The 21,386-nt window shown below is 43.5% G+C and carries 23 protein-coding genes and 1 riboswitch; of the genes, 19 read left to right on the top strand and 4 right to left on the bottom strand.

The window, feature by feature from the left end; all coding sequences use genetic code 11:
* The first annotated feature begins 27 nt into the window (after nucleotides 1–27).
* The 11 genes from BLT94_RS18365 to BLT94_RS18315 all read left to right on the top strand — a co-directional run bounded on the left by BLT94_RS18365 (nucleotide 28) and on the right by BLT94_RS18315 (nucleotide 12,660).
* Entirely contained in the window at nucleotides 28–1,083 is a 1,056-nt protein-coding gene (locus tag BLT94_RS18365; RefSeq protein WP_092237350.1) for a hypothetical protein, read from the top strand.
* Between the two features lie 15 nt (nucleotides 1,084–1,098).
* Nucleotides 1,099–1,848 (top strand): hypothetical protein, encoded by a 750-nt coding sequence (locus BLT94_RS18360; RefSeq protein WP_092237347.1) that lies wholly within the window; start codon nucleotides 1,099–1,101, stop codon nucleotides 1,846–1,848.
* The gene (locus tag BLT94_RS18355; RefSeq protein WP_092237344.1) at nucleotides 1,832–3,025 is read left to right on the top strand and encodes a hypothetical protein; all 1,194 of its coding nucleotides are present in this window, start codon (nucleotides 1,832–1,834) and stop codon (nucleotides 3,023–3,025) included. Before BLT94_RS18360 ends, BLT94_RS18355 begins: the two co-directional genes overlap by 17 nt.
* Nucleotides 3,026–3,039: 14 nt before the next feature.
* Nucleotides 3,040–3,609, top strand: coding sequence for a hypothetical protein (locus BLT94_RS18350; RefSeq protein WP_092237340.1), 570 nt, complete (start codon nucleotides 3,040–3,042; stop codon nucleotides 3,607–3,609).
* Nucleotides 3,606–4,055, top strand: coding sequence for a hypothetical protein (locus tag BLT94_RS18345; RefSeq protein WP_092237337.1), 450 nt, complete (start codon nucleotides 3,606–3,608; stop codon nucleotides 4,053–4,055). The genes BLT94_RS18350 and BLT94_RS18345 overlap by 4 nt, the downstream gene beginning before the upstream one ends.
* Nucleotides 4,052–4,861 carry a lytic transglycosylase domain-containing protein gene (locus BLT94_RS18340; RefSeq protein ID WP_092237335.1) on the top strand — a complete coding sequence of 270 codons (810 nt, stop codon included), beginning with the start codon at nucleotides 4,052–4,054 and terminating at the stop codon, nucleotides 4,859–4,861. Before BLT94_RS18345 ends, BLT94_RS18340 begins: the two co-directional genes overlap by 4 nt.
* A gap of 96 nt (nucleotides 4,862–4,957) precedes the next feature.
* Nucleotides 4,958–6,139: a hypothetical protein gene (locus BLT94_RS18335; RefSeq protein ID WP_092237332.1), complete on the top strand. Its 1,182-nt coding sequence runs from the start codon at nucleotides 4,958–4,960 to the stop codon at nucleotides 6,137–6,139.
* A gap of 98 nt (nucleotides 6,140–6,237) precedes the next feature.
* Nucleotides 6,238–7,341, top strand: coding sequence for a hypothetical protein (locus BLT94_RS18330; protein WP_092237329.1), 1,104 nt, complete (start codon nucleotides 6,238–6,240; stop codon nucleotides 7,339–7,341).
* Between the two features lie 206 nt (nucleotides 7,342–7,547).
* Nucleotides 7,548–9,224 carry a DUF2868 domain-containing protein gene (locus BLT94_RS18325; RefSeq protein WP_092237327.1) on the top strand — a complete coding sequence of 559 codons (1,677 nt, stop codon included), beginning with the start codon at nucleotides 7,548–7,550 and terminating at the stop codon, nucleotides 9,222–9,224.
* Complete coding sequence (locus BLT94_RS18320; protein ID WP_092237324.1) at nucleotides 9,224–10,621, top strand: DUF3482 domain-containing protein; 1,398 nt, start codon at nucleotides 9,224–9,226, stop codon at nucleotides 10,619–10,621. Before BLT94_RS18325 ends, BLT94_RS18320 begins: the two co-directional genes overlap by 1 nt.
* 110 nt (nucleotides 10,622–10,731) lie before the next feature.
* A complete protein-coding gene (locus tag BLT94_RS18315) occupies nucleotides 10,732–12,660 on the top strand; it encodes an oxidoreductase (protein WP_092237321.1) in 1,929 nt (642 codons plus the stop codon).
* 104 nt (nucleotides 12,661–12,764) lie between these two features.
* Here the strand turns inward: BLT94_RS18315 and BLT94_RS18310 are convergent, their stop codons facing one another.
* A complete protein-coding gene (locus BLT94_RS18310) occupies nucleotides 12,765–13,082 on the bottom strand; it encodes a DUF5320 domain-containing protein (protein WP_092237318.1) in 318 nt (105 codons plus the stop codon).
* Between the two features lie 36 nt (nucleotides 13,083–13,118).
* On the bottom strand, nucleotides 13,119–13,649 hold the full coding sequence (locus BLT94_RS18305; protein ID WP_092237315.1) for a DUF134 domain-containing protein: 531 nt from the start codon (nucleotides 13,647–13,649) through the stop codon (nucleotides 13,119–13,121).
* Between the two features lie 272 nt (nucleotides 13,650–13,921).
* On the opposite strand from BLT94_RS18305, the gene BLT94_RS18300 reads away from it, so the two are divergent.
* Nucleotides 13,922–14,803 carry a damage-control phosphatase ARMT1 family protein gene (locus BLT94_RS18300; protein ID WP_092237511.1) on the top strand — a complete coding sequence of 294 codons (882 nt, stop codon included), beginning with the start codon at nucleotides 13,922–13,924 and terminating at the stop codon, nucleotides 14,801–14,803.
* Here BLT94_RS18300 and BLT94_RS18295 read toward each other — a convergent pair.
* Together BLT94_RS18295 and BLT94_RS18290 are read right to left on the bottom strand one after the other, a co-directional pair.
* Complete coding sequence (locus BLT94_RS18295) at nucleotides 14,800–15,414, bottom strand: LPP20 family lipoprotein (RefSeq protein WP_092237312.1); 615 nt, start codon at nucleotides 15,412–15,414, stop codon at nucleotides 14,800–14,802. The genes BLT94_RS18300 and BLT94_RS18295 overlap by 4 nt on opposite strands.
* A gap of 177 nt (nucleotides 15,415–15,591) precedes the next feature.
* Entirely contained in the window at nucleotides 15,592–16,626 is a 1,035-nt protein-coding gene (locus BLT94_RS18290) for a formylglycine-generating enzyme family protein (protein WP_092237309.1), read from the bottom strand.
* A 357-nt stretch (nucleotides 16,627–16,983) separates the two neighbouring features.
* On the opposite strand from BLT94_RS18290, the gene rbr reads away from it, so the two are divergent.
* The 7 genes from rbr to BLT94_RS18255 all read left to right on the top strand — a co-directional run bounded on the left by rbr (nucleotide 16,984) and on the right by BLT94_RS18255 (nucleotide 21,386).
* On the top strand, nucleotides 16,984–17,559 hold the full coding sequence (gene rbr, locus BLT94_RS18285) for a rubrerythrin (RefSeq protein WP_092237306.1): 576 nt from the start codon (nucleotides 16,984–16,986) through the stop codon (nucleotides 17,557–17,559).
* Nucleotides 17,560–17,751: 192 nt separating this feature from the next.
* Complete coding sequence (trxA, locus tag BLT94_RS18280) at nucleotides 17,752–18,078, top strand: thioredoxin (protein WP_014955593.1); 327 nt, start codon at nucleotides 17,752–17,754, stop codon at nucleotides 18,076–18,078.
* An 11-nt stretch (nucleotides 18,079–18,089) separates the two neighbouring features.
* Nucleotides 18,090–19,010 (top strand): thioredoxin-disulfide reductase, encoded by a 921-nt coding sequence (trxB, locus tag BLT94_RS18275; protein WP_092237303.1) that lies wholly within the window; start codon nucleotides 18,090–18,092, stop codon nucleotides 19,008–19,010.
* A 2-nt stretch (nucleotides 19,011–19,012) separates the two neighbouring features.
* Nucleotides 19,013–19,663 carry an outer membrane protein assembly factor BamD gene (locus tag BLT94_RS18270; RefSeq protein WP_092237300.1) on the top strand — a complete coding sequence of 217 codons (651 nt, stop codon included), beginning with the start codon at nucleotides 19,013–19,015 and terminating at the stop codon, nucleotides 19,661–19,663.
* Between the two features lie 85 nt (nucleotides 19,664–19,748).
* Nucleotides 19,749–19,943 carry a 50S ribosomal protein L28 gene (gene rpmB / locus BLT94_RS18265; RefSeq protein ID WP_092237297.1) on the top strand — a complete coding sequence of 65 codons (195 nt, stop codon included), beginning with the start codon at nucleotides 19,749–19,751 and terminating at the stop codon, nucleotides 19,941–19,943.
* Nucleotides 19,944–20,181: 238 nt separating this feature from the next.
* A riboswitch (TPP riboswitch) is annotated at nucleotides 20,182–20,289 on the top strand.
* Nucleotides 20,290–20,405: 116 nt separating this feature from the next.
* On the top strand, nucleotides 20,406–20,603 hold the full coding sequence (gene thiS, locus BLT94_RS18260; RefSeq protein ID WP_092237294.1) for a sulfur carrier protein ThiS: 198 nt from the start codon (nucleotides 20,406–20,408) through the stop codon (nucleotides 20,601–20,603).
* Nucleotides 20,604–21,386, top strand: coding sequence for a thiazole synthase (locus BLT94_RS18255; protein ID WP_175530407.1), 783 nt, complete (start codon nucleotides 20,604–20,606; stop codon nucleotides 21,384–21,386).

The raw sequence follows: 21,386 nt of genomic DNA, 5'->3' as shown, positions 1-21,386 counted from the left end.
TCTTAGCGTTTGCGAAAGGAGAGCGTGATGATATCACACAGAGTGTTAAATGCAGTATTTATTTTCCTTGTTGCCATAATATTGACGTTGGCCCAGTTGATCGGCAGTACTGATGTTAAGGCGGCTGACAGGGCTGTTCAGATTGCAAAACAGTCACGGGACAGGATTGAGAGCAGCGGGTCTCTTTTAAAAGAATCTTCCAGGACAATGTTTTCCGAGTTTGCCGTCCGGACCGGTGAACTTCAAAAATTGCTGGATACCCGGGAAAGACTTGAAAAAGCCGGCATGCTGTCAAAAGATGATCCAGAGGGAAAAACAAGGAGGGCCAATATAAATGCCCGGATTATTCTGGAAGTCGGGAAACTCAAAGATGTGTGTGATCAAAACATTGATCCACTTCTCTTGTCCCTGGAGTCATTTGACAGTGCCATTGCAGAGTCCATCGTCGATACCCAGGCCACCCGGTCCATCAACGACAATCATGAACTGAACATTAAAAATTATAAAAAAACAGAACTTGCACGCTTTAACCAGGCCGCTGCGACAGCGGAAAATCTTCTTGACCGGATCAGAACAGCGGATGATCCAATGATGAAAAAACGGTTGCTGGCCAAATACAACCGGGTTAAAAACCGGATCAGGCAGATTAAGCAAAGAAGAGTTCTGTATGAATCAAGGCTGAAGATTGCTGCCATGAATCAGAGGTTGTCTGAAAAAACCCGTGAAAAAATCCGGGAACACGGGGAAAACATTCCCCAAAAATTTATCAATGTGATTTCCAATTTAAATTATGCATTTAATAAAATTATTCCTGTTGCAGAAACCGGGGGCACGGGTTTTGCCGATTCTCTTTCAAGTATAGGATTTTCAAATCTTAAAGAGCTTTCCAATACACTTGATATTGTTTCTGCTTCCACGGACAAACTGGACGGGGTGTTAAACGACATGGTCAATGATGTGCTGGAGGGGCTGGACGGAATCAAAACCGTTGATGATGATAATGTGACCACGGGAGGTGCCATCAGTTATGAAAAAGAGATTGAATTTATTGGCAAAGAACGGGCAGCCTGGTCCCAAGGGTGATAAAGGAGGAAAAAAATGAAAAAAAATAATGTTATGACAATTATGGTCTATATCATCAGCCTGACAGTTCTGGTGTCAGCCAACAGCTTTGGTCAGTCGCTGTTCAAAGCGTATACTGAAACCTCGCAACAGGATCTTGCACAGGAAACTCAACAGATGTCCGAACAGATCATAAAAAAATTTAATCCTCAGTCCATGGCATCCACTCAGCAGAAAATCTATTTTTACGAATATTTTTCAAATTTAAAGAAACTTGTGTTGTACGGAACAAAACTTGCCACTTATGCCGAGTATGAGCAGGATCTTGCCTTTGCAAAAAAAAACGAGGTGTTCAAAGGACTGCCTGAAAAACATGCAGCAGGAAAAACAGGGAACCCGTCTGATTTTAACAGAACCGATTTTAACAGAACCGGGTTTGTAAATGAAAAATATAAGATGATGCAAACCAATATCAAGGATGAAATTGATACATATAAAGACCTTATTCAAAGCAGCCTTGATTCTTGCGAACACCTGTCCTTGTATGATCTGAACCCATCTTCCATGACCGCGAAAAATACGGACCGAATCCAATATTATTTTCAAACCTCAGAATCCTATAAAGCCTATCTTGAAAAACAAGACAAACTTGCAGCAGCATGGCCCCTGCTTGCGCAAAGAATTAAAAAACAAACAGATATGTGGCAGGAAAAAGGTCTGGAGCCAGAAGACCCTGTCATTGATCGAAGCATAACAAAGGCAATCAGCAATGACGGCGCTGTTTAAGCATAATACAGGAAGGCTGAAAGTCACAAGGATTGCTCTTTTTGTCTTTCTTGTACTGCTGACAGGTGTGTCCATTGTTTATAAAATGGGAAGGTCTGCAGATCAGGTGCTTGTTACGATTGAGCATGTGTTTGAACCTTCAAAGCCGCAACCCCTGCCGGACTCAAAATCAGAGTCAGAGCCTGTTACAATAACCAAACCCGTTAAACAACCCAAGCCTTTGTCTGAACCTGTGTCGGAGTCTGAGCCTGTGTCGGAGCCTGAACCGGTGGTGAAGCCTATGAATAAAGTCACACCTTCTGCAACACCAAAACCTTTGGCCCAACTTCAGGAAAAACAGGCAGCTCTTGAGCAACAGCCTCTAGAGGCAAAACCTGTAAAACAGGTAGAATCAAAACAGATAGAACTCAAACAAGTAAAAGCAAAACAAAATGAGTCAAAAGGATCTGATAAAAACGCTTTAACTGAAGATAAAGCATTTGCTGTGATGCTCGAGAACAATGATATGCCGATTGCCTCGGGAGAGACTCAGGCAGTATTGGATGACAAGATAATGGAACACAGATCACAAAAAGAGCGGTTAACCCTGCCATCCAAAGAATATTTTGATGCCTATAACCAATGGCAGGCCCAGGGACAAAGCCTGGATAAAGATAAAAAACCAATACCGTTGAGAATTCAGCATCTTGAAAAGGCATATGATTTGTTTCAAATGAAGGTTGTGGCCTTTAAAAACAAGATGCCCCATACGGATCTGGGTGACGGATCAAGAGTGGCGGGTCCGTCCTTGTCGGAATTTTCCACGACCTGCTTTGTGGTGTCGGAGCCCTGGGAAAAATGGGGACAAGCGCTTGAAGAATCAGGGTTTAATAAAAAAGATGATGTTCAGGTCCGTTATTATACCTATGAATTTGTCAGAAATTCCATATATGCACGGGCCATGACGGCATTTGAATGGAGCCTTGAAAAAAAGGGCCTGCCGCTGACAACCGATCCTTCCAGGGCGGATGTATTGGGGGATGTCTATGCTGTTCACAAAGACGGGGGCGGCAGATTTGGTGTATTTGTTCCCAGACGCGTTGATTTTCAATCGCAAGAATCAGTAAAAATTGATCCTCTGGCCTGTTTTAAAGGTCAAAAAGATATTGAGGCTCTTGTTAAGGCAGGACTTTTATAGAATAGGATATGCCCATGGATTTTATAAAATGGTTTCTTGAAAATTTCGGAGTATTCTTTGGAATGGTGTTCCTGGGATACCTGTTTTTAATTATCCGCCGCATTGTGGTGCTGTATGACTACTTGCGGCATGTGCCCAACAATGAAATTCAGGCCCTGTCCTTTCTGGGTTCTTTGTTTGACCGGCTTGAGCAGACAGAACGCGAAAAAAAAGAGGTGGTGCCGTTTGTCGTGGATGCGATCTGGGCGGAGATAGACTGCCGGATCATGGTTCATTTCCAGGCAATTTCAGGCTATATCAGCACCCTTATCCTGATCGGGTTTGCAGGCACCATTTTCGGGTCCATCGGGGCGTTTAACGAAATGTTCCAGGGGCTTGCAACCGGCAAGGCCGCATCCCTGGTTTTTGCCGCGTCCTGGAACAAGGGGCTTTCAACGGCATTGTATACCTCGCTTGGTGCGGCCGGTATTGGCGGGGTGGTACTGACGCTGATCGGCTCAAGGTTTTTACTGACCCGGGCCAAACGATTTGAGGCAATGGTCAGCCTTAAAATTTGTCGCATACTTGGAGGAGACAGATCATGAGACGACGGCAATCAATCAACATATCCCTTGCAGCAGGAGATCCGGGTAAAGATCTGTTTGCCTACCTTTTTTTGCTGATCATGGTGTTCTCTTTTATGCTGATCATGTCGCTTGAACAGCCAGGGTCAGCCCAGGCCGCACCGGACCGGAAAAAGAGGGGCGGATCAACATTTTCCAAATTGGCAAAACAGAGGTTGGCAACCCTTGAAAACAGGGACTCAAAAATCTATCTGCGGTTTGGAAAAGATATCTATGACCCGCAGACAGATCTTAAACGGCTGGAACAGGACAAAAGAATTGTTATAAAAAAACAAGGCAAAACAATTCAAAAGATTTTGTACATCAAGAAGACCAAAGATAACAACATTTCTTTGTCTCAATATCTTGAAACATTTAAATCCTTTTCCGATCATAATATCTCCATTGCCTTTGCGGTGACAATATGATGAAAAACGTATTAAATTATCTGATTATTTTTTTTCTTGCCATTTGTGGTGCAGGATATGCCAATGAAGATCCCTGGTTTCAATTACAGGAAAAATTTCATGCCAGGGATATTGAATCGGTCTCAAAACCTGTTTCACCGGCGAGTTCAGAATCAATTCCAGAACCGGTTTCAGGCCAGGTTTCAGATTTGATCTTAGATGATGACGATCCATGGAAAAAATTAAGAGCGGTTTTCCTTCCTTTCTCCGCTGAGGAAGAAAAACAGGCTCCTGTTGATCCCCTGGCTGCCAAAACCATGGCCCAAAAAATTTCTCTTCGATTAAATCAGTATGAGGTTCACATTGAAAAAGCCGCTCAAATATTTGATATCCCACAAGCAATCATTCAAGCGGTGATAATGGCCGAGTCAGGCGGTGATTCTTTGGCAAAGGCTGGCACAACCTCTGCGAAAGGGTTGATGCAGACCATTGATTCAACGTTTAAGATGGCGAAAAAAGCCCTTGAAAAACAAGGAATTTACATTCCAGACACCCCGTTTGACCCTGGCGCATCAATCATGGCCGGATCATGGTATCTGGACAGGATGTATAAAAAGGCGCTCACAGATCAAAAGATGAAAATTGCGGCAAGGCAGGATATTTCTTCGTGGCGATATCCGCTTGAATATTACTATGCAGGTCCCGGCAACGGTGCAAAGCCAAAAAATAAAATTTTTGTTTTCTCCAATGGAACAAAAAGAATTATTGATAAGCGGGCCTATTCAAAAAAAATCCAAACCTGGGCGAAAATCCTTGAAGAAAAATAAATAATCATTGTCAAATGACATTTGTTTTTGTACTTGTAATATACAAAAAACAAGTAAAGTTTCGTTCCTCAATCATACGGAGTCAAATTCATAAGAATGAAAAAATTCACAATTAATATTGCGATGCCGCTTTTTTTGCTGCTGGTGTTGATTTTTACCGGTTGTAGCCAGCCTGTGATCAAGCCCCAACTAAAGTCTGAATTTGATCAAAAAATAGACCGGCTTATTCTTGAAACTGTTTCAAATTGCAGAACAAAAATTTCGCAGAATGCCCCTGTTGCAATTGTTTCAAAGGCTTTATTAGAGGGAAAAAATTACACCCGGCTGGATGAAATGATGGTTCAGCGAATGGAAACCCGGCTTGCATCGGACAGGGAAATAATAAACCTTTCACGGGAAAACTGGTTTGAGCTTCGCGAATCAAAACCGTTTTCTTTAAACGGGCATCCATCAGCACATGCTGATTTTCTTGACGGTTTCATTGTTTTTATTGTTGATGTCGAACCTGATGAAATTTTTGAACAGATAAAGGTTTCCATCACTGCAAAAGATGCAGAATCAAGGAAGCTTTCCGGTGTAAAAGGACAGACAATGCTGAACTATGATGAAGCCAGTCCTGGAACCCTGCTTTTGAAGACATCTGCCAAATCCAATCCACTTCCCTTGGGGCTTAAAGAAAATCCTTATGGGTCTATGGAGCAATTGTGTTACAGCATGGCATCCGAGCTGTCATTTGCATTGAAAAGGGGGATTAATTTTGGAAAACAGATCGCATCTGATGATGAAATCCAGGTGGTGTTATGTTCAAACAGTTTCAAAAGCACGAATCCCATGTTTAAAACCGCTTTAATCCAAGAGTTGCAGCAGGCACTTGTCTCCATGGACGGCATGACCTTTGCGGTCAGCCGGGAAGATGTCGGCCCTGTTTTTAAACAGATTGATTTTTATCAAAAAAACAATCATCTTTTTGAAATAGACAATGAAAAATTTAAACCGGGCTCCGTACTCTTGATGGCACAAACCAAGTCCAAACCGTATACCACCATGAAACAGGTTGCACTCCGGGCGGTCTGGCGGGTGAGTCCGATAACGGATAAAAACGGAGGTTTTGTGCCTCAAAACATTTCCGGCACCTATGTTTCCGGGTTTACATCCAGGGCTTGGTTTAACGGTGAAGTTCCCCTGGTTTTAAAAAACAAAGAGTATATCCCTCAAAGTATACCGAACAAAATGCATACGCCCCCTTATCATACATTGCCTGATAAGGGGTTTGATTGAAAACAACTGTTTCTTGGAAAACAAATTTATTTGTTCGATAATGCATTTAGAAAAATAAAATGAATTAAACTATAAATTAACACCACCCGGAGGAAGGTATGGAAAAGGAAAAAAGGCAACGAACCATGTTCATCATTCTGCTTACAGCTGTTTTTGTTATGTTGGGTGCCTTATCAGTCCAGGCGAAATTAAGAACCAGAATCGCGGTGTTGCCGTTTTATGTGGAGCAGGGAAATGATGCTGATACCAGAGACATCGATTTAGGACTGCACTATCGGAGAATGTCAGGGTTTATTGAGAATCAACTGGTTGGTCATGATTTTGAAGTTATTGATCCTTTTGCAAAAGATGCGTCGGAAAAAGAGTTGAACCGAATCATGGAAAAAACAATAGAAGATTCCATGCTGGTGGCAAAAGATATGTGCCAAAAGTATGCAGTGGATGCGGTGTATATTGTCTGGCTGAAAATCAAGACAAGAAAAACATCTGACGGTTATTACAAGGCATCTGCAATGCTGGACGGCAAAGGATATGACAGCGGGGGAAGGTCTTTGGGTGCAAATGTCTTGAAAACTTTTAAGGTAACAAGAAGAGACTTTGATGAAGCCGTTGCCATTGTTGAAAAAGAGGTTGGCGATGTTGTTGGCAGGACGTTGACCAACTGGAGCGGAACAGCACAGTCCCAGCTCATAAAGAGAGCAAGTGGCGGATCTGGTAACGGCAATGGCATTCTTGCGAGAAATGCTCAAAAACAGACAAAATATTTAAATATAAGACTGGACCAGGCCAATGAATATGAGCTTATTGAGGTATTCGGCAAAATACTAAATACAGTCCGAGGTGTAATGGATACCAGAAGATATAATCAGAGAATCGTTAGAGATAATCCCCAGGCCTGTGTCACCGAATGGGAAGTGGAAATTGATCCCAATACCACAGATCCCTTCCGCCTTCAGTCGAATATCATGAAAATGGTGAACGACATTCTTGATGCCGGCGGCACCATACGAATCAACAATGTTCCCTATCGATATTCTCCCTCTGAAATGAAGCTGATGATGGGGGTTTTTCCAGGTGAAGCCACGTCAAGATCCATTCAGTTTATTATTAATAGAGAAAGGGTCAGGGACAGAGAGTTTAAGGGCCGACATGACCCTGAAAGAGCGACTCAATATTCCACTCACGATCAAATTTTTGAGTAATACCCATGGCAAATTGATTTACAACAAAAAAAGGCGTGTTCATAACTTGTTTGAAACCGCAAACATCAAGATTGATTCTATCGTATCTGATTTATTCGGTGTTACAGGCCGAAATTTGATCTCTTTGTTTCTAAAACTTACGAATACCCAGATACAATGTATCAAGATCAATTGAGAAAAATACCGGGATCTGCTAATAACAAATCATGAACATACGATTAAAAGATATCATTGATCTGGATTATCTCATCAGCATGGATGATGCCCTTGAATCTAAAGAAGAAATTACCTCCAGGGCCATGAAAGATAGAAAAATTTTCAGTCAATGCAAAGCCGGGTGCAAAAACGATACTGCTCTTCTATTGTCATGGCTGAAATTCAGGAAAGCGGAATTTGTTCAGGATAGAGACAAAAAAGGACTGGCCCTGCTGCCCGGCACTTTTTTTTCTTCCCTTTACACCTGGGTGGTATATGCCATGATATTCTTCGGGAGCATGGCAGGCATATCACTGGCTTATTCATTCCTGGCCTACCACGGGACCCGTCCGATCAATGTGGCGGTGTTTATTGCCTTGTTTGTCGTATTGCAGGTGGTGTTGATTCTTCTCACCCTGATACTGCTGGCAAGAAGAGCAGCAGGAACAAAAAACAGGGAAAACCTATTTCACACTTCCATCATTCACACACTGATAGCTGCATTTTTTTTTAATGTCCTGCCCAAAATCCTGAAAAAAGCAGACTGGCCTGTTTTCAAAAAAAGTCTGGATACCCTGGAATATACGTCATCTCTCATCCGAACAAAAAACAGGGAATACATGCCTCTTTTTTTCTGGCCGTTTTTTATTCTGACATCCGTGTTTTCTTTTGGGTTTTCAACGGGTGCCTTTGCCGGCACTTTTTTCAGGATTATTGTCAGCGACATGGCGTTTGGATGGCAGTCCACCATCATGACCACAAGTAGCAGGGTCCATGATATGGTGTCCTTCATTGCCCTGCCCTGGTCCTGGTTTATGCCGGCATCACTTGCCCATCCAAGCCTTGAACAGATAGATGGTTCCAGGATCATTTTAAAGGACGGAATCTCCGTGCTGGCAACACAGGATCTTATCTCATGGTGGCCGTTCCTGTGCATGGGCATCGTGTTTTACGCGGTCATACCCAGGGCAGTTCTTATGATTACGGGGATTTTTGCCCGGAACCGTGCCGTCAAAAATTTTAATTTTGAAAGGCCCAGGTTCAAACAGGTGATAATCCGCATGCAGTCTCCTGTTGTTGACATTGATACCCATAAAACCCAGGTGAGCCGGGCTGTTGAACCCAACCCGATCAAGGAGATGAGCAACGCCCTGCCTGTGGCAACAAAACCGGAAACTCCGAATCATACAAAGGATCAGATAAAGGTTCAAATAGAAGTTCAGACTGATCAGCCAAAGCCACTGAATCATCAAAAGCCACAGGATCAACCCAAACCGTCAGCTCAAACCGCATTGATCCTTGCGTCAAAGACGGCCTATACAGATGCTGCCATTGAAAAAGTAATCCAACAGATTAAAGAGTACTTGTTTTTTGATGTGAACAAGAGCATAGGAATCCAGTTTGATTTTAATACCGATACTCAAGCCGTCCACCAGGTAAAAACCGGTGATGAAAACCAGGTGATACTGGTACATGAAGTATGGCAGCCGCCCATAAGGGGACTTCTCTATTATATTCAACAGATACGATCGGCCATGCCTGAAAACAAAACCTTGTGGATTTTGCTCACCCAGGATACGGGACAGGAAAATCTTTGTGTGGACGACACGGACATTAATTTTGAGATCTGGAAACAAGCCGTTTTTAAGCTTGAAAATCCCGGCATAGTGCTAAAAAGGTTTATGTAATGATCATACCCGAATTTGCAGTATTGGGCCACCCCAATGAAGGTAAGTCTTCCGTGGTCTCCACCCTGACCGAAGACGACCGGATCAAAGTCAGCCGGATTCCTGGTGAAACCACAGTATCAAAAGCCTATACGGTAAAAATTGACGGGGAAGATATCATCCGGTTTGTGGATACGCCGGGATTCCAGGTTCCCCGGCAGACCCTTGCCTGGTTTCGAGCCTTTGACGGTGATCCGGACCTGATTGTTGAACGGTTTATTGATACCTTTAAACAAGATCCTTTTTTTGCAGATGAGTGTGAACTCATGGGGCCTGTGGCCAAAGGAGCCGGTATTATTTATGTGGTGGACGGCTCAAGGCCGGTGCGGGATGATGACCTGGCTGAAATGGAAATTTTAAGACTGACAAGCCGCCCGAGAATGGCCATTATCAATTCCAAAACAGACGGAAAAGACTATACATCAGACTGGAAATTTGAATTTAGAAAACATTTTAATGCCATACGGATGTTCAATTCCAATACCGCCAATTTCACTGAACGCATTAAAATGCTGGAAAGCCTGAAATCCATTGATCAGGAATGGGAACCTGTTTTGTCCCGAGTGATCCTGGCCTTTAAAAAAGACTGGCAGAAAAGAAACCGGTTGGCCGGTGCCTGCATGACCCGAACCATTGAACAAAGCCTGTCTTTTTTTATCTGTGAAACCATCACTTCCACTGATCAGGATCAAATTAAAGAAAAGCTCAATGAAAAATACCAGGCCCATATCAAAGATCTGGAAAAACAAATGTTTAAAAAAATCCGAACCCTGTTCAAACACAATCTGTTTGAGGTTCACCTGCCTGAATATTCTATCCTCAGGCATGACCTGTTTTCAAAACAGACCTGGGAGTTGTTGGGACTGACAAAAGAACAATTGGCAGCCACAGGTGCCATTATCGGCGGCACTGTGGGGGCGGTACTCGACACTGCGGCAGCCGGGATTACTTTTGGTGTATTTACAGCCATTGGCGGGATTTTAGGAGCTGGTTCCGCCCTGTTCAGCGGGAGGAAAATAGCTGCAAAGAAAACCGCAGGCATGCGGCTGGGCGGTGATAAACTCCAGCTGGGACCTAATAAAAATATTCAGTTTCTGTATATTCTCATGGACCGGGCATTGATTTATTATTCCCATATGATTAACCGGCCCCACGGCCGAAGGGATTTGACGGATCTGCCACAAAATACAAAATCGGGAAAAAAAGGCTTTTCCACAGGATTTACAAGCCGCCAGAGAACGGTGTGTGCAAAATTTTTCAAAGCCGTGAACGGCCGGTCCCTGATCAAGGAAAAAACAGCCCTGTCGGATTTTGAAGATTTAGTCGAAACTATGTTAAAAAACATATCCAGTCAATAATCTAAGGAAAGCAAAAAAAACTTAAAAACTTTTATCCAGATGGATAATTCACCTATATTACGGGGTGGACCCAAAAATATTGACGGATAATTTAAAAGGAAGTCAAACCCATGTTATCAAATCTTTTCAGCCCGATCCGAATCGGCAGCATGACCTCAAAAAACAGGCTGATGATGTCTGCCATGAGCATCAATTTTGGTGTGGATAATAATTGCTGCGTAACAGATCAGTTGATTGAATATTTCGTACAAAGAGCAAAAGGCGGGGTAGGCATGATGCTGGTGGGCGGCGGCGGTGTCCATCCCGGAGGCCAGGAACTGCCGGACCTGCCCCAGATGTATACTGATGATTGCATCCCTGCTCTTAAAAAAATGGTTCAACAGATAAAACCCTATGGCACACTGTTTGGGGTTCAGCTGATGCATGGCGGCCGCCAGTCTTATCTTCCCCAAAAAGTGGCACCCTCTCCCATTCCGGCACCTGCGGTCGTAAAAGGAGAGGTTCGGGCGCTTGAAATTCATGAGATAAAAGAGCTGGTTGCCTGTTTTGGGGATTCAGCCAGGCGATGCAGGGAAGCGGGATTTGATTTTATCGAACTTCACGGTGCCCACGGGTACTTGATCAACCAGTTCATGGCGCCCAATTCCAATATCAGGACAGATGAATACGGAGGATCTTTTGAAAACCGGACACGGTTTTTATTTGAAATCATAGCTGATATTCAGGCAAAAACCAAAAAAGACTTGCCCATCGGGATACGCATTAATGGAAACGATTATATAGAAAACGGATGGACACTTGAGGATACGGTAAAACTTGCACCGCTGCTTGAAAGCGCCGGCATTGTATATCTTCACGTTTCAGGCGGGGTATACGGCTCCACGGAACTGACCATTCCCTCCATGTACACCCCCCACGGGTGCTTTGTACATCTGGCCGAAGAAGTTAAAAAACATGTTACCATTCCCGTGATTACCGTGGGACGAATCAAGCACCCTGACCATGCAGACGACATCATAAAACAGGGCAAAGCAGACATGGTGGCTATGGGCCGGTCTTTTCTGGCAGACCCCTTTTATCCTGAAAAGGCGAAAAAAGGTGATTTTGAACAAATCCGGCCGTGTATCGGCTGCTGTCTGGGTTGTATTCATGCAGTGCTGGCCAAAGAACCTGGTTCCTGTGTGGCTAATCCTGATGTGGGAAGAGAGTATAAACTCAAATCGGAAAAACCGCCGGAACACTCGCTGAAAATCCTTGTTGCCGGAGCAGGTCCTGCCGGAATGGCAGCTGCAAGACAATTTGCCCTCCAGGGGCACAAGCCAATTGTGTGTGAGAAAAAACCGGAATCAGGCGGTTTGCTGGCCCTTGCCTCAACAGCACCTGGGCGCGGGGAACTCAATGATATCCTGGAGTTTTTTAAACAGGAGCTGAAGCGCCTGGCTGTGGAAGTCCGTTATAACACAGAGCTTTCCCTGGATCTGATCAATGGAATCAATCCTGACAAGGTTATCCTGGCCACAGGATCACTGCCGGACATGCCGGTGATCAAAGGGCTGTTTCAAACAAAAATGGACCTTGCTACAAATATTGATGTGATCAGCGGCAAAGAACCTGTTGGAAACAAGGTGGTCGTGCTGGGCGGCGGCATGACAGGCTTGATCACAGCGGATTTTCTGGCAGACCAGGGAAAACAGGTGGTTGTCTTGAACCGGAAAAAAAGTTTTGCAGAAGAAATGTCCAGCAATGACCGGTATTACTTAAGAGAACGGCTGAACAAAGAAACCGTATCCTTGTATAAAAATGTGTCGATCAAACAGTTCACAGACAACGGGGTAGTGTTTAAGGCCAATGGAGAAGAGATCACATTAACCGGTTTTGACTCAGTAGTGATTTCAGAAAAGCAAAGCGCTATAAGGGATGCAAAAGAACTTGAAGGAAAAACAACAGCCTTGTTTCACCTGATAGGAGATGCCAAAACACCACGGCATTTGATGTACTGCATCAGTGAGGCCGAAGAAATCGCAAGGTCGGCATATTGAAGCAAAAAAAATAAGACTGCCTGCAAATCAGCAGGCAGTTGCAGCGTTTATCAGCCATGGGTTGCTCCCTTACTGCTGATAAACGCCGGTTACGATTATTTCATTTAAGAATCCGATAGGCTGGCAAGTTGCTCTTTGATGGCATTAAGTTCGGATTCCAGGATGTCTGCCCGCTGCTGCAGAACCTGCTTGGTAACAGGCGCTGAAGCTGTGACAGGCACCTGGGAATACCATCGTCCACATCCAGGTCCCCGGCCAAAACTTCTGCCTCCCCGGCCCCCTCTGAATCCAGATCCAGGGCCTGCGAACCGTGCATTTCCAAACCCGGCTGCCCCGGCCATTTGACCATTGGCGCAAGTTCCCCGGCCTCCTCCTGTCATGGGTCCCTGATTCATGGGTCCCTGCTGATTAAATCCCGGCATAACTACCTCCTTTGCTGATAATTGGTTTGTTTTGAATTAGCGATTACCGCGTCTGCAGCCGCCGCTCTGACCCCGGCCCTGACATCCTTGGCCCTGGCATCTTTTACCCTGACCTTGGCCTTTGCCCTGGCCTCTTTTGCCCTGGCCTTGTCCCTGACCGCCTCCCTGGCCTCTGCCTGTTGCGGCTCCTGAATCCCGGCTGTTGTCTTTTTTCTGGTTTTCCATAATGTTCTCCTCTTCAATGTTTTTATTGCATCCGCCTCTTCTCCTGCGGCCTCTCCCCTGCATCTGATAACATCCGCCGGTGACCTTGAGGCGTTTGCCGGTCACAAGGGCTTCGGAGAGATTGTACCTGGCCTGTTTTAAAATTCTTCCAAAGGTCTGCCTTGACACATTCATCTGTTCTGCTGCCCGGGACTGGTCCAGTCCCATGTAGTCGCTGAGCCGGATAGCTTCAAACTCTTCAATAGAGAGAACCGTCTCTCCATTGTGAGAAATCCCATCCGGGGTAAATCCCTGTATATCGGGATGGGATTGAATGTATCTCGGGCGTTTAGGCCTTGGCATGATTACTCCTTGGTTTTATGACAATTGTTGGTTAGCGGTTGTTTGACCAATAATCGAATTGATCATTTGACTATAATGATAAGCGTGTTATAATTCGTTGTCAAGAAAAATAATGGTCAAATGACCAAAACAATAGACATGGCAGATTGACCTGCCACAACAAATAATGAAAGATGTTTAATTTCAGCAGGTTAAAAATTCTTTCATATAACTGCCACGGGCAGACCTGGCCTTTCGCTCAGATTTGCCCACAACAAAACATGAAGGTGATGATGAAAACATACAATGACTGTATTCCATGCCTTGTACGCCAATCCCTTGGGGCGGCAAGGCTAGTGACCGATAATGAGGACGTGCATCGCAATGTGCTGAAAAAAACACTGGCTGCCATGGCCGTCATGGACATGAAACAATCCCCCCCTATGATGGCTCGTCTTATACAGCAGACCATCGCCGAGATGACCGGCAATAAAGATCCTTACAAGGAGGTCAAGCAGCAATTCAACCGATTTTCCCTGGAAATTTATCCTGATCTTGAGGCCAGGGTAAACCAGTCAGACCTGCCGCTTAAGACGGCTGTTCAACTTGCCATTGCCGGCAATATCATTGATTTTGGTGCGATTTCAAACCTGGACAAAAAGACGGTTTTTACCACCATAGACCATGCATTGACTCACGAGGTTAAGGGAGATATGGACAATTTGATCCAGATCTTTGACAAAGCCAGGCACATCCTCTGGATTGCAGATAATGCAGGTGAAATCGTATTCGACCGGCTGGTGCTGAATCTGATTGACACAAAAAAAGTGATCTTCGTGGTCAGGGGTGGTGCCATCCTCAACGATGCCACAATTGAGGATGCAGACAAGACCGGTATCAGAGACCTGGTGACGACAATTGACTCTGGAGCCGCTATTCCAGGAACCGTTCTGAATGAATGTTCAAAATCATTTCTACAGGCTTTTGACCGGGCAGACCTGATTATTGCCAAGGGCCAGGGAAACTACGAAACCCTGCCCCATGACGACAAGCGGATTTTTTTCCTGTTCAAGGCCAAATGCCCGGTAGTAGCCGAATTGGCACAGGTGAATCTCAACGACATGGTGGTCTGGAATCAAACAAGAAAACACGGTTTTCAGTCGGGTACTATTTAGCGATTAACATTATAAGGAGAATAATAATAAGACTCACCACACCAGGGATATGACTCACATCGTACAATATGACCATAATAAGGTGTGGCGTAATAACTGCGTATGTGATTAGTGTTTGCATATGAAGGAATTATATTTTTACCCAGTCCAGAAGGCCACCATATCAATTTGTCATAGATAAAAAATACCCTGACCTGCATATTTGCAGTATAAACACCATGCCCATTCGAAGCAACATCCATTATTTCAACCCCTTTTAAATACGATTGCGTTTGGGCTGTAATCTTATCCATGTTAATATCGGTTCCATTTCTACTGGAATATGAATTGATCAATGTTCCCTTCAATTTTTCCGAAAGCTGTCTGTAACCGTCAAGTATTGCCGATCTCTCCCCTAAAATTTCTGCCTCCCCGATCCTTACAGCGCTTTCAGGAGCAAGCCCTTTACCGGTAACCTTGAAAACCACTATTCGTTCATTGCCTCCTCCTGCATCACTTTCCTGTATAACGCTCCGGCCATCTATTGAAGCCATGTCAGCAGAATAATATGGCGCGCATGAACACAAAAAGGATAAAGAAATTAAAATCACTAAAATACGTTGGCCTTTCATGAACTTCCTCCTTGAACAAAAATCAAATATACTATCTCTATTCTTTTCATTGTGCAACTATTTGGACAGTTAACAATACTTTTTCACTACTTGAGAACATCGGCATATGAAAAAGATAACTTAACCCAAATGTACTCTTTTCTCAAAAATTTTCCCATAGAGATTTTAACATCAACTTCAATTATCCCTTGTGATAACCAGCCTGAATCCAATATGATCACTTCTCATACCAGGTATGGATTTATCCCGGTTCGTGCATCTGAGATGTGATGTATTATCCTTAAACGATCCTCCCCTGACAACCCTTGAAGACCCTTTTGAGTCATAAAACGGGTTCTTCCCGGCATGTTTTGCATAGGCCTTTTTGTGATAGACATCCAGGCACCACTCTTTGACATTACCACCCATATCATACAATCCCAGGTCATTGGAAAAAAAGCTGCCAACCGGTGCGGTTTGTCCATGAAACTCACCTGAATTACAGGTGGCACAGTTTTCTTCGGGACGCCAGGATTCATTGCCCCAGGGAAAGGTCACCTTTTGCCCGCCATTTCTACAGGCGTATTCCCACTGGGCTTCCGTAGGCAATAAAAATTTTTCACGGGTTTTTGCATTAAGTCTCTGAATGAACCTTTGAACGTCATCAAAAGAAACCGTTTCAACCGGGTGCCGCAAATCACTGGAAAACCTGGATGGATTCTCCCCCATGACACGATTCCACTGTTCCTGGGAAACTTCATATTTGCCCATCCAGAACCCATCCACACAAACTTTATGGGCAGGCCTTTCATCTTTATTACAGTTTCCCGAATGTTTATGACATCCCATTATAAAACACCCTTTGGGAATAAAAACAAATGCCATTCCCGTTACAGGCTCGTTAAATGTTTCCCCTTTTGAGAATTCCGGCAGTGTTTCATCATCAAATGTCTGGTCACAGTTTCCCGAGTACCGCCACAACTCCAACTTTGCCCAGATTTTTTCAGCCCGCACGGAGCCATTGTCATATGCTTTTTTAATCCAGCATTTGGCTTTAAACGGATCCTTTAATGTTTTTTTCCCGTAAAAATATGCAAGTCCAAGATCACACATGGCCTCAACATCCCCTTTTCTTGAATTTTCCAGCATCAAAAAAAAATCCTGATGATTCTCTGCATGGGAAATTGAAATAACCAACCCTATCATGACGATAAAGGACAATAATTTTTTCATGGCACTCCTCAATATATTTTCCTTAAAAGTTTTATTTATTTAAAAAAGCAAGTCAAGAAAGAATATCTGCTGAAAACAAATTTAATCGCTTTAAAAAAACAGGGGATTATAGTATTAATAATACTTTATATGAAAGCCTTAAAAAATTCAAACTATGACTTTCATGTTTTGTTGTGGACAAACCGAGGTTACCGGATTGCAGTATAAAAAAGCCATTTCTGCCGTGGCATTTATTCAAATAAAGATTCTTGAGCAGACCCAGATAAATTTGACCCCGGCAAAGTTTGCTGATGCAGAAAATTGAGTGATATAATTTAAGATTCAAGAAACCATTAACAGACAAAGGAGAACAAACTTATGGCAAGTTTAAAAGGAACCCAGACCGAAAAAAACCTGTTAACCGCATTTGCCGGTGAATCCCAGGCAAGAAACAGGTACACTTATTTTGCCAGTGCGGCCAAAAAGGAAGGCTTTGTTCAAATTTCTGATATTTTTACAGAAACAGCCAACCAGGAAAAAGAACATGCCAAAAGATTTTTCAAATTTCTTGAAGGCGGAGAACTTGAAATTACAGGTGCATTTCCTTCAGGCGTGATCGGAACAACACTTGAGAATCTCAAAGCCGCAGCAGCAGGAGAAGAATATGAATGGACCAAAATGTATCCTGATTTTGCAAAAACAGCCAGAGAAGAAGGATTTAATGACGTTGCCGCAGCATTTGAAATGATTTCCGTGGCGGAAAAACAACATGACAAAAGATATACAGAGCTGGCTGCCAATATTGAAAATGGAACGGTTTTTAAAAAGAACCAATCTGTCAAATGGAGATGCAGAAATTGCGGGTATGTTCATGAAGGCGATCAGGCCATTGAAATGTGCCCTGCCTGTGTACACCCGCAGGCTCATTTTGAACTGCTTGCTGAAAACTGGTAAAATTCAATATTTTCTTGACCACTTTTAATCTTAACTGCATTGAAGGGGTAAGCCGGCTTTGATTAGCTTATCAAAAACGGTTACCCCTTTTTTATGCTGCAAAACGATATTGATTAATTGACAATGAATAAATAAGAACATATATTTTCAAGATTATGTTTTAATCGTAAACTTAAATTTAGGACGGCTGCAATGACACAAAATATAATTGAAATTGAAGATGATGAATTCGAAGAAAAAGTTCTCAAATCAGACAAGCCTGTAATGGTGGATTTCTGGGCACCCTGGTGTGGACCCTGTAAAGCCATTGCCCCTACGGTTGATGCCCTTGAAAAAGAGTACGGCGATAAAATGACATTTTTAAAAGTCAATGTGGATGAAAATCCGATCAGCCCCAGCAAATATGGTGTCCAGGCAATCCCGACGCTGATATTCTTTAAAAACGGGGAAATAGCAGATCAAATAACCGGAATGGTTGCCAAAGAAAAACTTGAAGAAACCCTCAAAGGAGTCTTGTAAGGAGAGAGACCATGACACAAACGGACTATGACCTTGTTATTATCGGTGCAGGTCCTGCCGGTCTGACAGCAGGTATCTATGCTGCCAGGGCGAGAATGAATGTCCTCCTTTTGGAAAAAACCGTGCCGGGCGGCCAGATACTGGTAACCGACTGGATAGAAAACTATCCTGGTTTTCCCGAAGGCATATCAGGATATGACCTTGCTGAAAAAATGAAAATCCAGGCAGAAGAACTGGGCTTGAAGATTGAAACAGCTGAAGTTCATTCTCTCAATCTTTCCGGGCAATCAAAACAGATCGTCCTGAAAGACAGGAGCATTACCGCCAAAAGCCTTATCATTGCATCAGGCGCATCCCCGAGGAATCTCGGTATTGGCGAGGATAAATTCATGGGAAAGGGCGTCTCTTTTTGTGCCACATGTGATGCACCTTTTTTCAAAGAAAAAACGGTTGTTGCAGTTGGCGGCGGTGATACAGCAGTGCAGGAAGCCATCTTCCTGACAAAATTTGCCAAAAAAGTATACCTGGTACATAGAAGAGACGAACTCAGGGCCGCCAAAATACTTCAGGAAAGAGCCTTTGCAAACGACAAAATTGAGTTTGTCTGGGACAGTGTTGCAACAGGTATGGAAGGTTTTTTCGGCCTGGAAGGGGTCAAGGTAAAAAACCTGAAAACCAATGACGAAAGAACCCTGAAGGCAGACGGCTGCTTTATCTGGATCGGCATTTTGCCAAACACTTCTTTTTTGAATAATGCCGTTGAAACAGATGAATTTGGCTTTATCCGTGCGGATGCAACCATGCAGACATCGGTTCCCGGCGTATTTGCTGCCGGTGATGTCAGGGACACCCCTTTAAGACAGATATCAACTGCTGTGGGTGATGCTGCCATTGCGGCTGTTTGTGCAGAACACTTTATTGAGAACCTGTAATAATGAAAAAATTAATTTTATTCTTTATGATGGCGTTGTGGTTTTCCGGATGTGCCTGGTTTGAAACCTCGCACGAAATGGAGAAAACTGCGGAACAGCTTGTTTCAGAAGGATCTTCCGCCTTTGCTGCAGGAGACTATAAAGATGCTGTAAAAGCATATACGGATTTGAAAGACTGGTATCCGTTCAGCAAGTACGCAATTCTAGCCGAGCTTAAAATTGCGGATGCCCATTATGAGCTTGAAGCCTATGATGAAGCGATTTTTGCCTATGAAGAATTTGAAAACATGCATCCAAAAAACGAAGCTGTCCCCTATATTATTTACAGGATCGGGCTTTGTTGGTTTAATCGGCTTGATTCCATAGACAGGGATCACGCACCTGCTAAAAACAGCCTGACCCAGTTTCACAGATTAATCGACCAGTTTCCGGAAAGTGAGTATGCCCAAAAGGCGGAAAAAAATATTCAAACATGTATAGAAAGCCTTTCCAAGCATGAACTCTATGTTGCCAATTTCTATATGAAAACAGGAAAATACAAGGCTGCATTAAAAAGATATGAGTATCTTATCGAAAATTATCCGGATTCAGAGGAAAGCAAACAAGCATTAAATAAAATGCCCAGATGCAGGGAACTTGCCAACAAAAAATAAATTTTTCTTTACTTTTATTTTTTTATGGTATATTAATTTCAGGTTATTTTTTTTGTTAAAAAATTTTTCTTTTAGGAGTATAAAAATGTCGAGAATATGTGCAATTTGCGGAAAAAAACCAATGGTTGGCAACAATGTCAGTCACGCCCATAATTTGAATAAGAGAAGATTTAATCCAAACCTTCAAAGAGTTCGTGCAGTTATCAAGCAAGGTTGTGTCAGAAAAATAGATGTTTGCACAAGTTGCATTAAAGCAGGAAAAGTAACGAAAGCAGCATAAGCCACCTCTTTTTTCAGGTCATTTCAATGATCCAAAGAAAACGATTCAAAATAACCGGCAGATTATTTTAGAACAGCCGGTTATAAGAATTCAGTCAAATTAAACGGCACAACCGGTTTGACGATAACCGTCTGCCGGTAAAGCCGTTTGTTTTCAACAACGATATTGCAATAAAACTCATGGTCAATAAAAAATTTTTATTGACAAACACTATGAATTTCAAATAGTAAGACATAAGTTAGCTCACTGGGGGTGCTTTTTTAAAAAAGCTGAGAGAAGTTGAAACTTCAACCCTTGGAACCTGATGCGGTTAGTACCGGCGTAGGGAAAGTGTATGAAACAACACCTTTTTTTAATTTTCAGTTTTATCCTTTCTTATATCCCGAAACATAATATCCAGCCGCTCAGATACCATAAAAATAGATGCCATAAAAATGAACATGTTTACAGTTTGGAGGTTTTATGGAAATAAACCTGAACGGAAAAAAATTGACGTCAAACAGCCTGACCCTTATGGATCTTGTTCTTGAGCAAGGGTTTAAGCCTGAGTCCCTGATTGCTGAAGTCAATTTTGAAGTGATCCGGCAGGAAACCTGGAAGCATGTCTCCCTCTCTGATGGAGACACTATTGAATTATTAAGTTTTGTGGGAGGCGGATAAATGACGGACATTAAAAATGACAGACTCATGCTGGGCGACATTGAATTTACAAGCCGTCTGATTACCGGAACAGGCAAATTTTCATCCAGGGATTTTATCGCTCCCATGCTTGAGGCCAGCGGGTCACAGATGATCACGGTTGCACTCAGACGGGTGGACCCCACAGCGAAAGATGAAAACATATTAACGTATATTCCTGATTCAGTCACTTTGCTGCCCAATACGTCAGGAGCCAGAACCGCATCCGAAGCAGTCCGTATCGCAAGGATCGCCAGGGAAGCCGGATATGGAAAATTCATTAAAATAGAAGTGATCACGGATATGCAATACCTTATGCCGGACAATCACGAAACTCTTTTGGCAACACAGATTCTGGCAAAAGAGGGGTTTATTGTTCTCCCCTATATGATGCCGGACATTACCGTGACCAAACAATTGTATGATGCCGGGGCTGCGGCGGTAATGCCCCTTGGTTCCCCCATCGGCACCAACCGTGGACTTGAAATGAAACCCATGATCAAGCGAATTATTGAAACCAGTAAAATCCCCGTGGTGGTGGATGCCGGTATCGGCAGACCGTCCCAGGCAGCGGAAGCCATGGAAATGGGTGCGGATGCAGTGCTTGTCAATACCGCCATTGCCACCAGTAATGATCCGGTCCTGGCGGGCAAAGCATTTTCCCTTGCCGTAAAAGCGGGCAGGATGGCCTATCTTTCCCGCCTGGCGGACAAACAAGCGTATGCCCAGGCGTCTTCGCCCCTGACCGGATTTTTAAGGGAGTGA

It is taken from the genome of Desulfobacula phenolica (genome assembly GCF_900105645.1).
In the GTDB taxonomy this organism is placed as follows: domain Bacteria; phylum Desulfobacterota; class Desulfobacteria; order Desulfobacterales; family Desulfobacteraceae; genus Desulfobacula; species Desulfobacula toluolica.
Note: the sequence above shows the minus strand (reverse complement) of the source record. Positions and strands in the feature narration are given on the sequence as shown.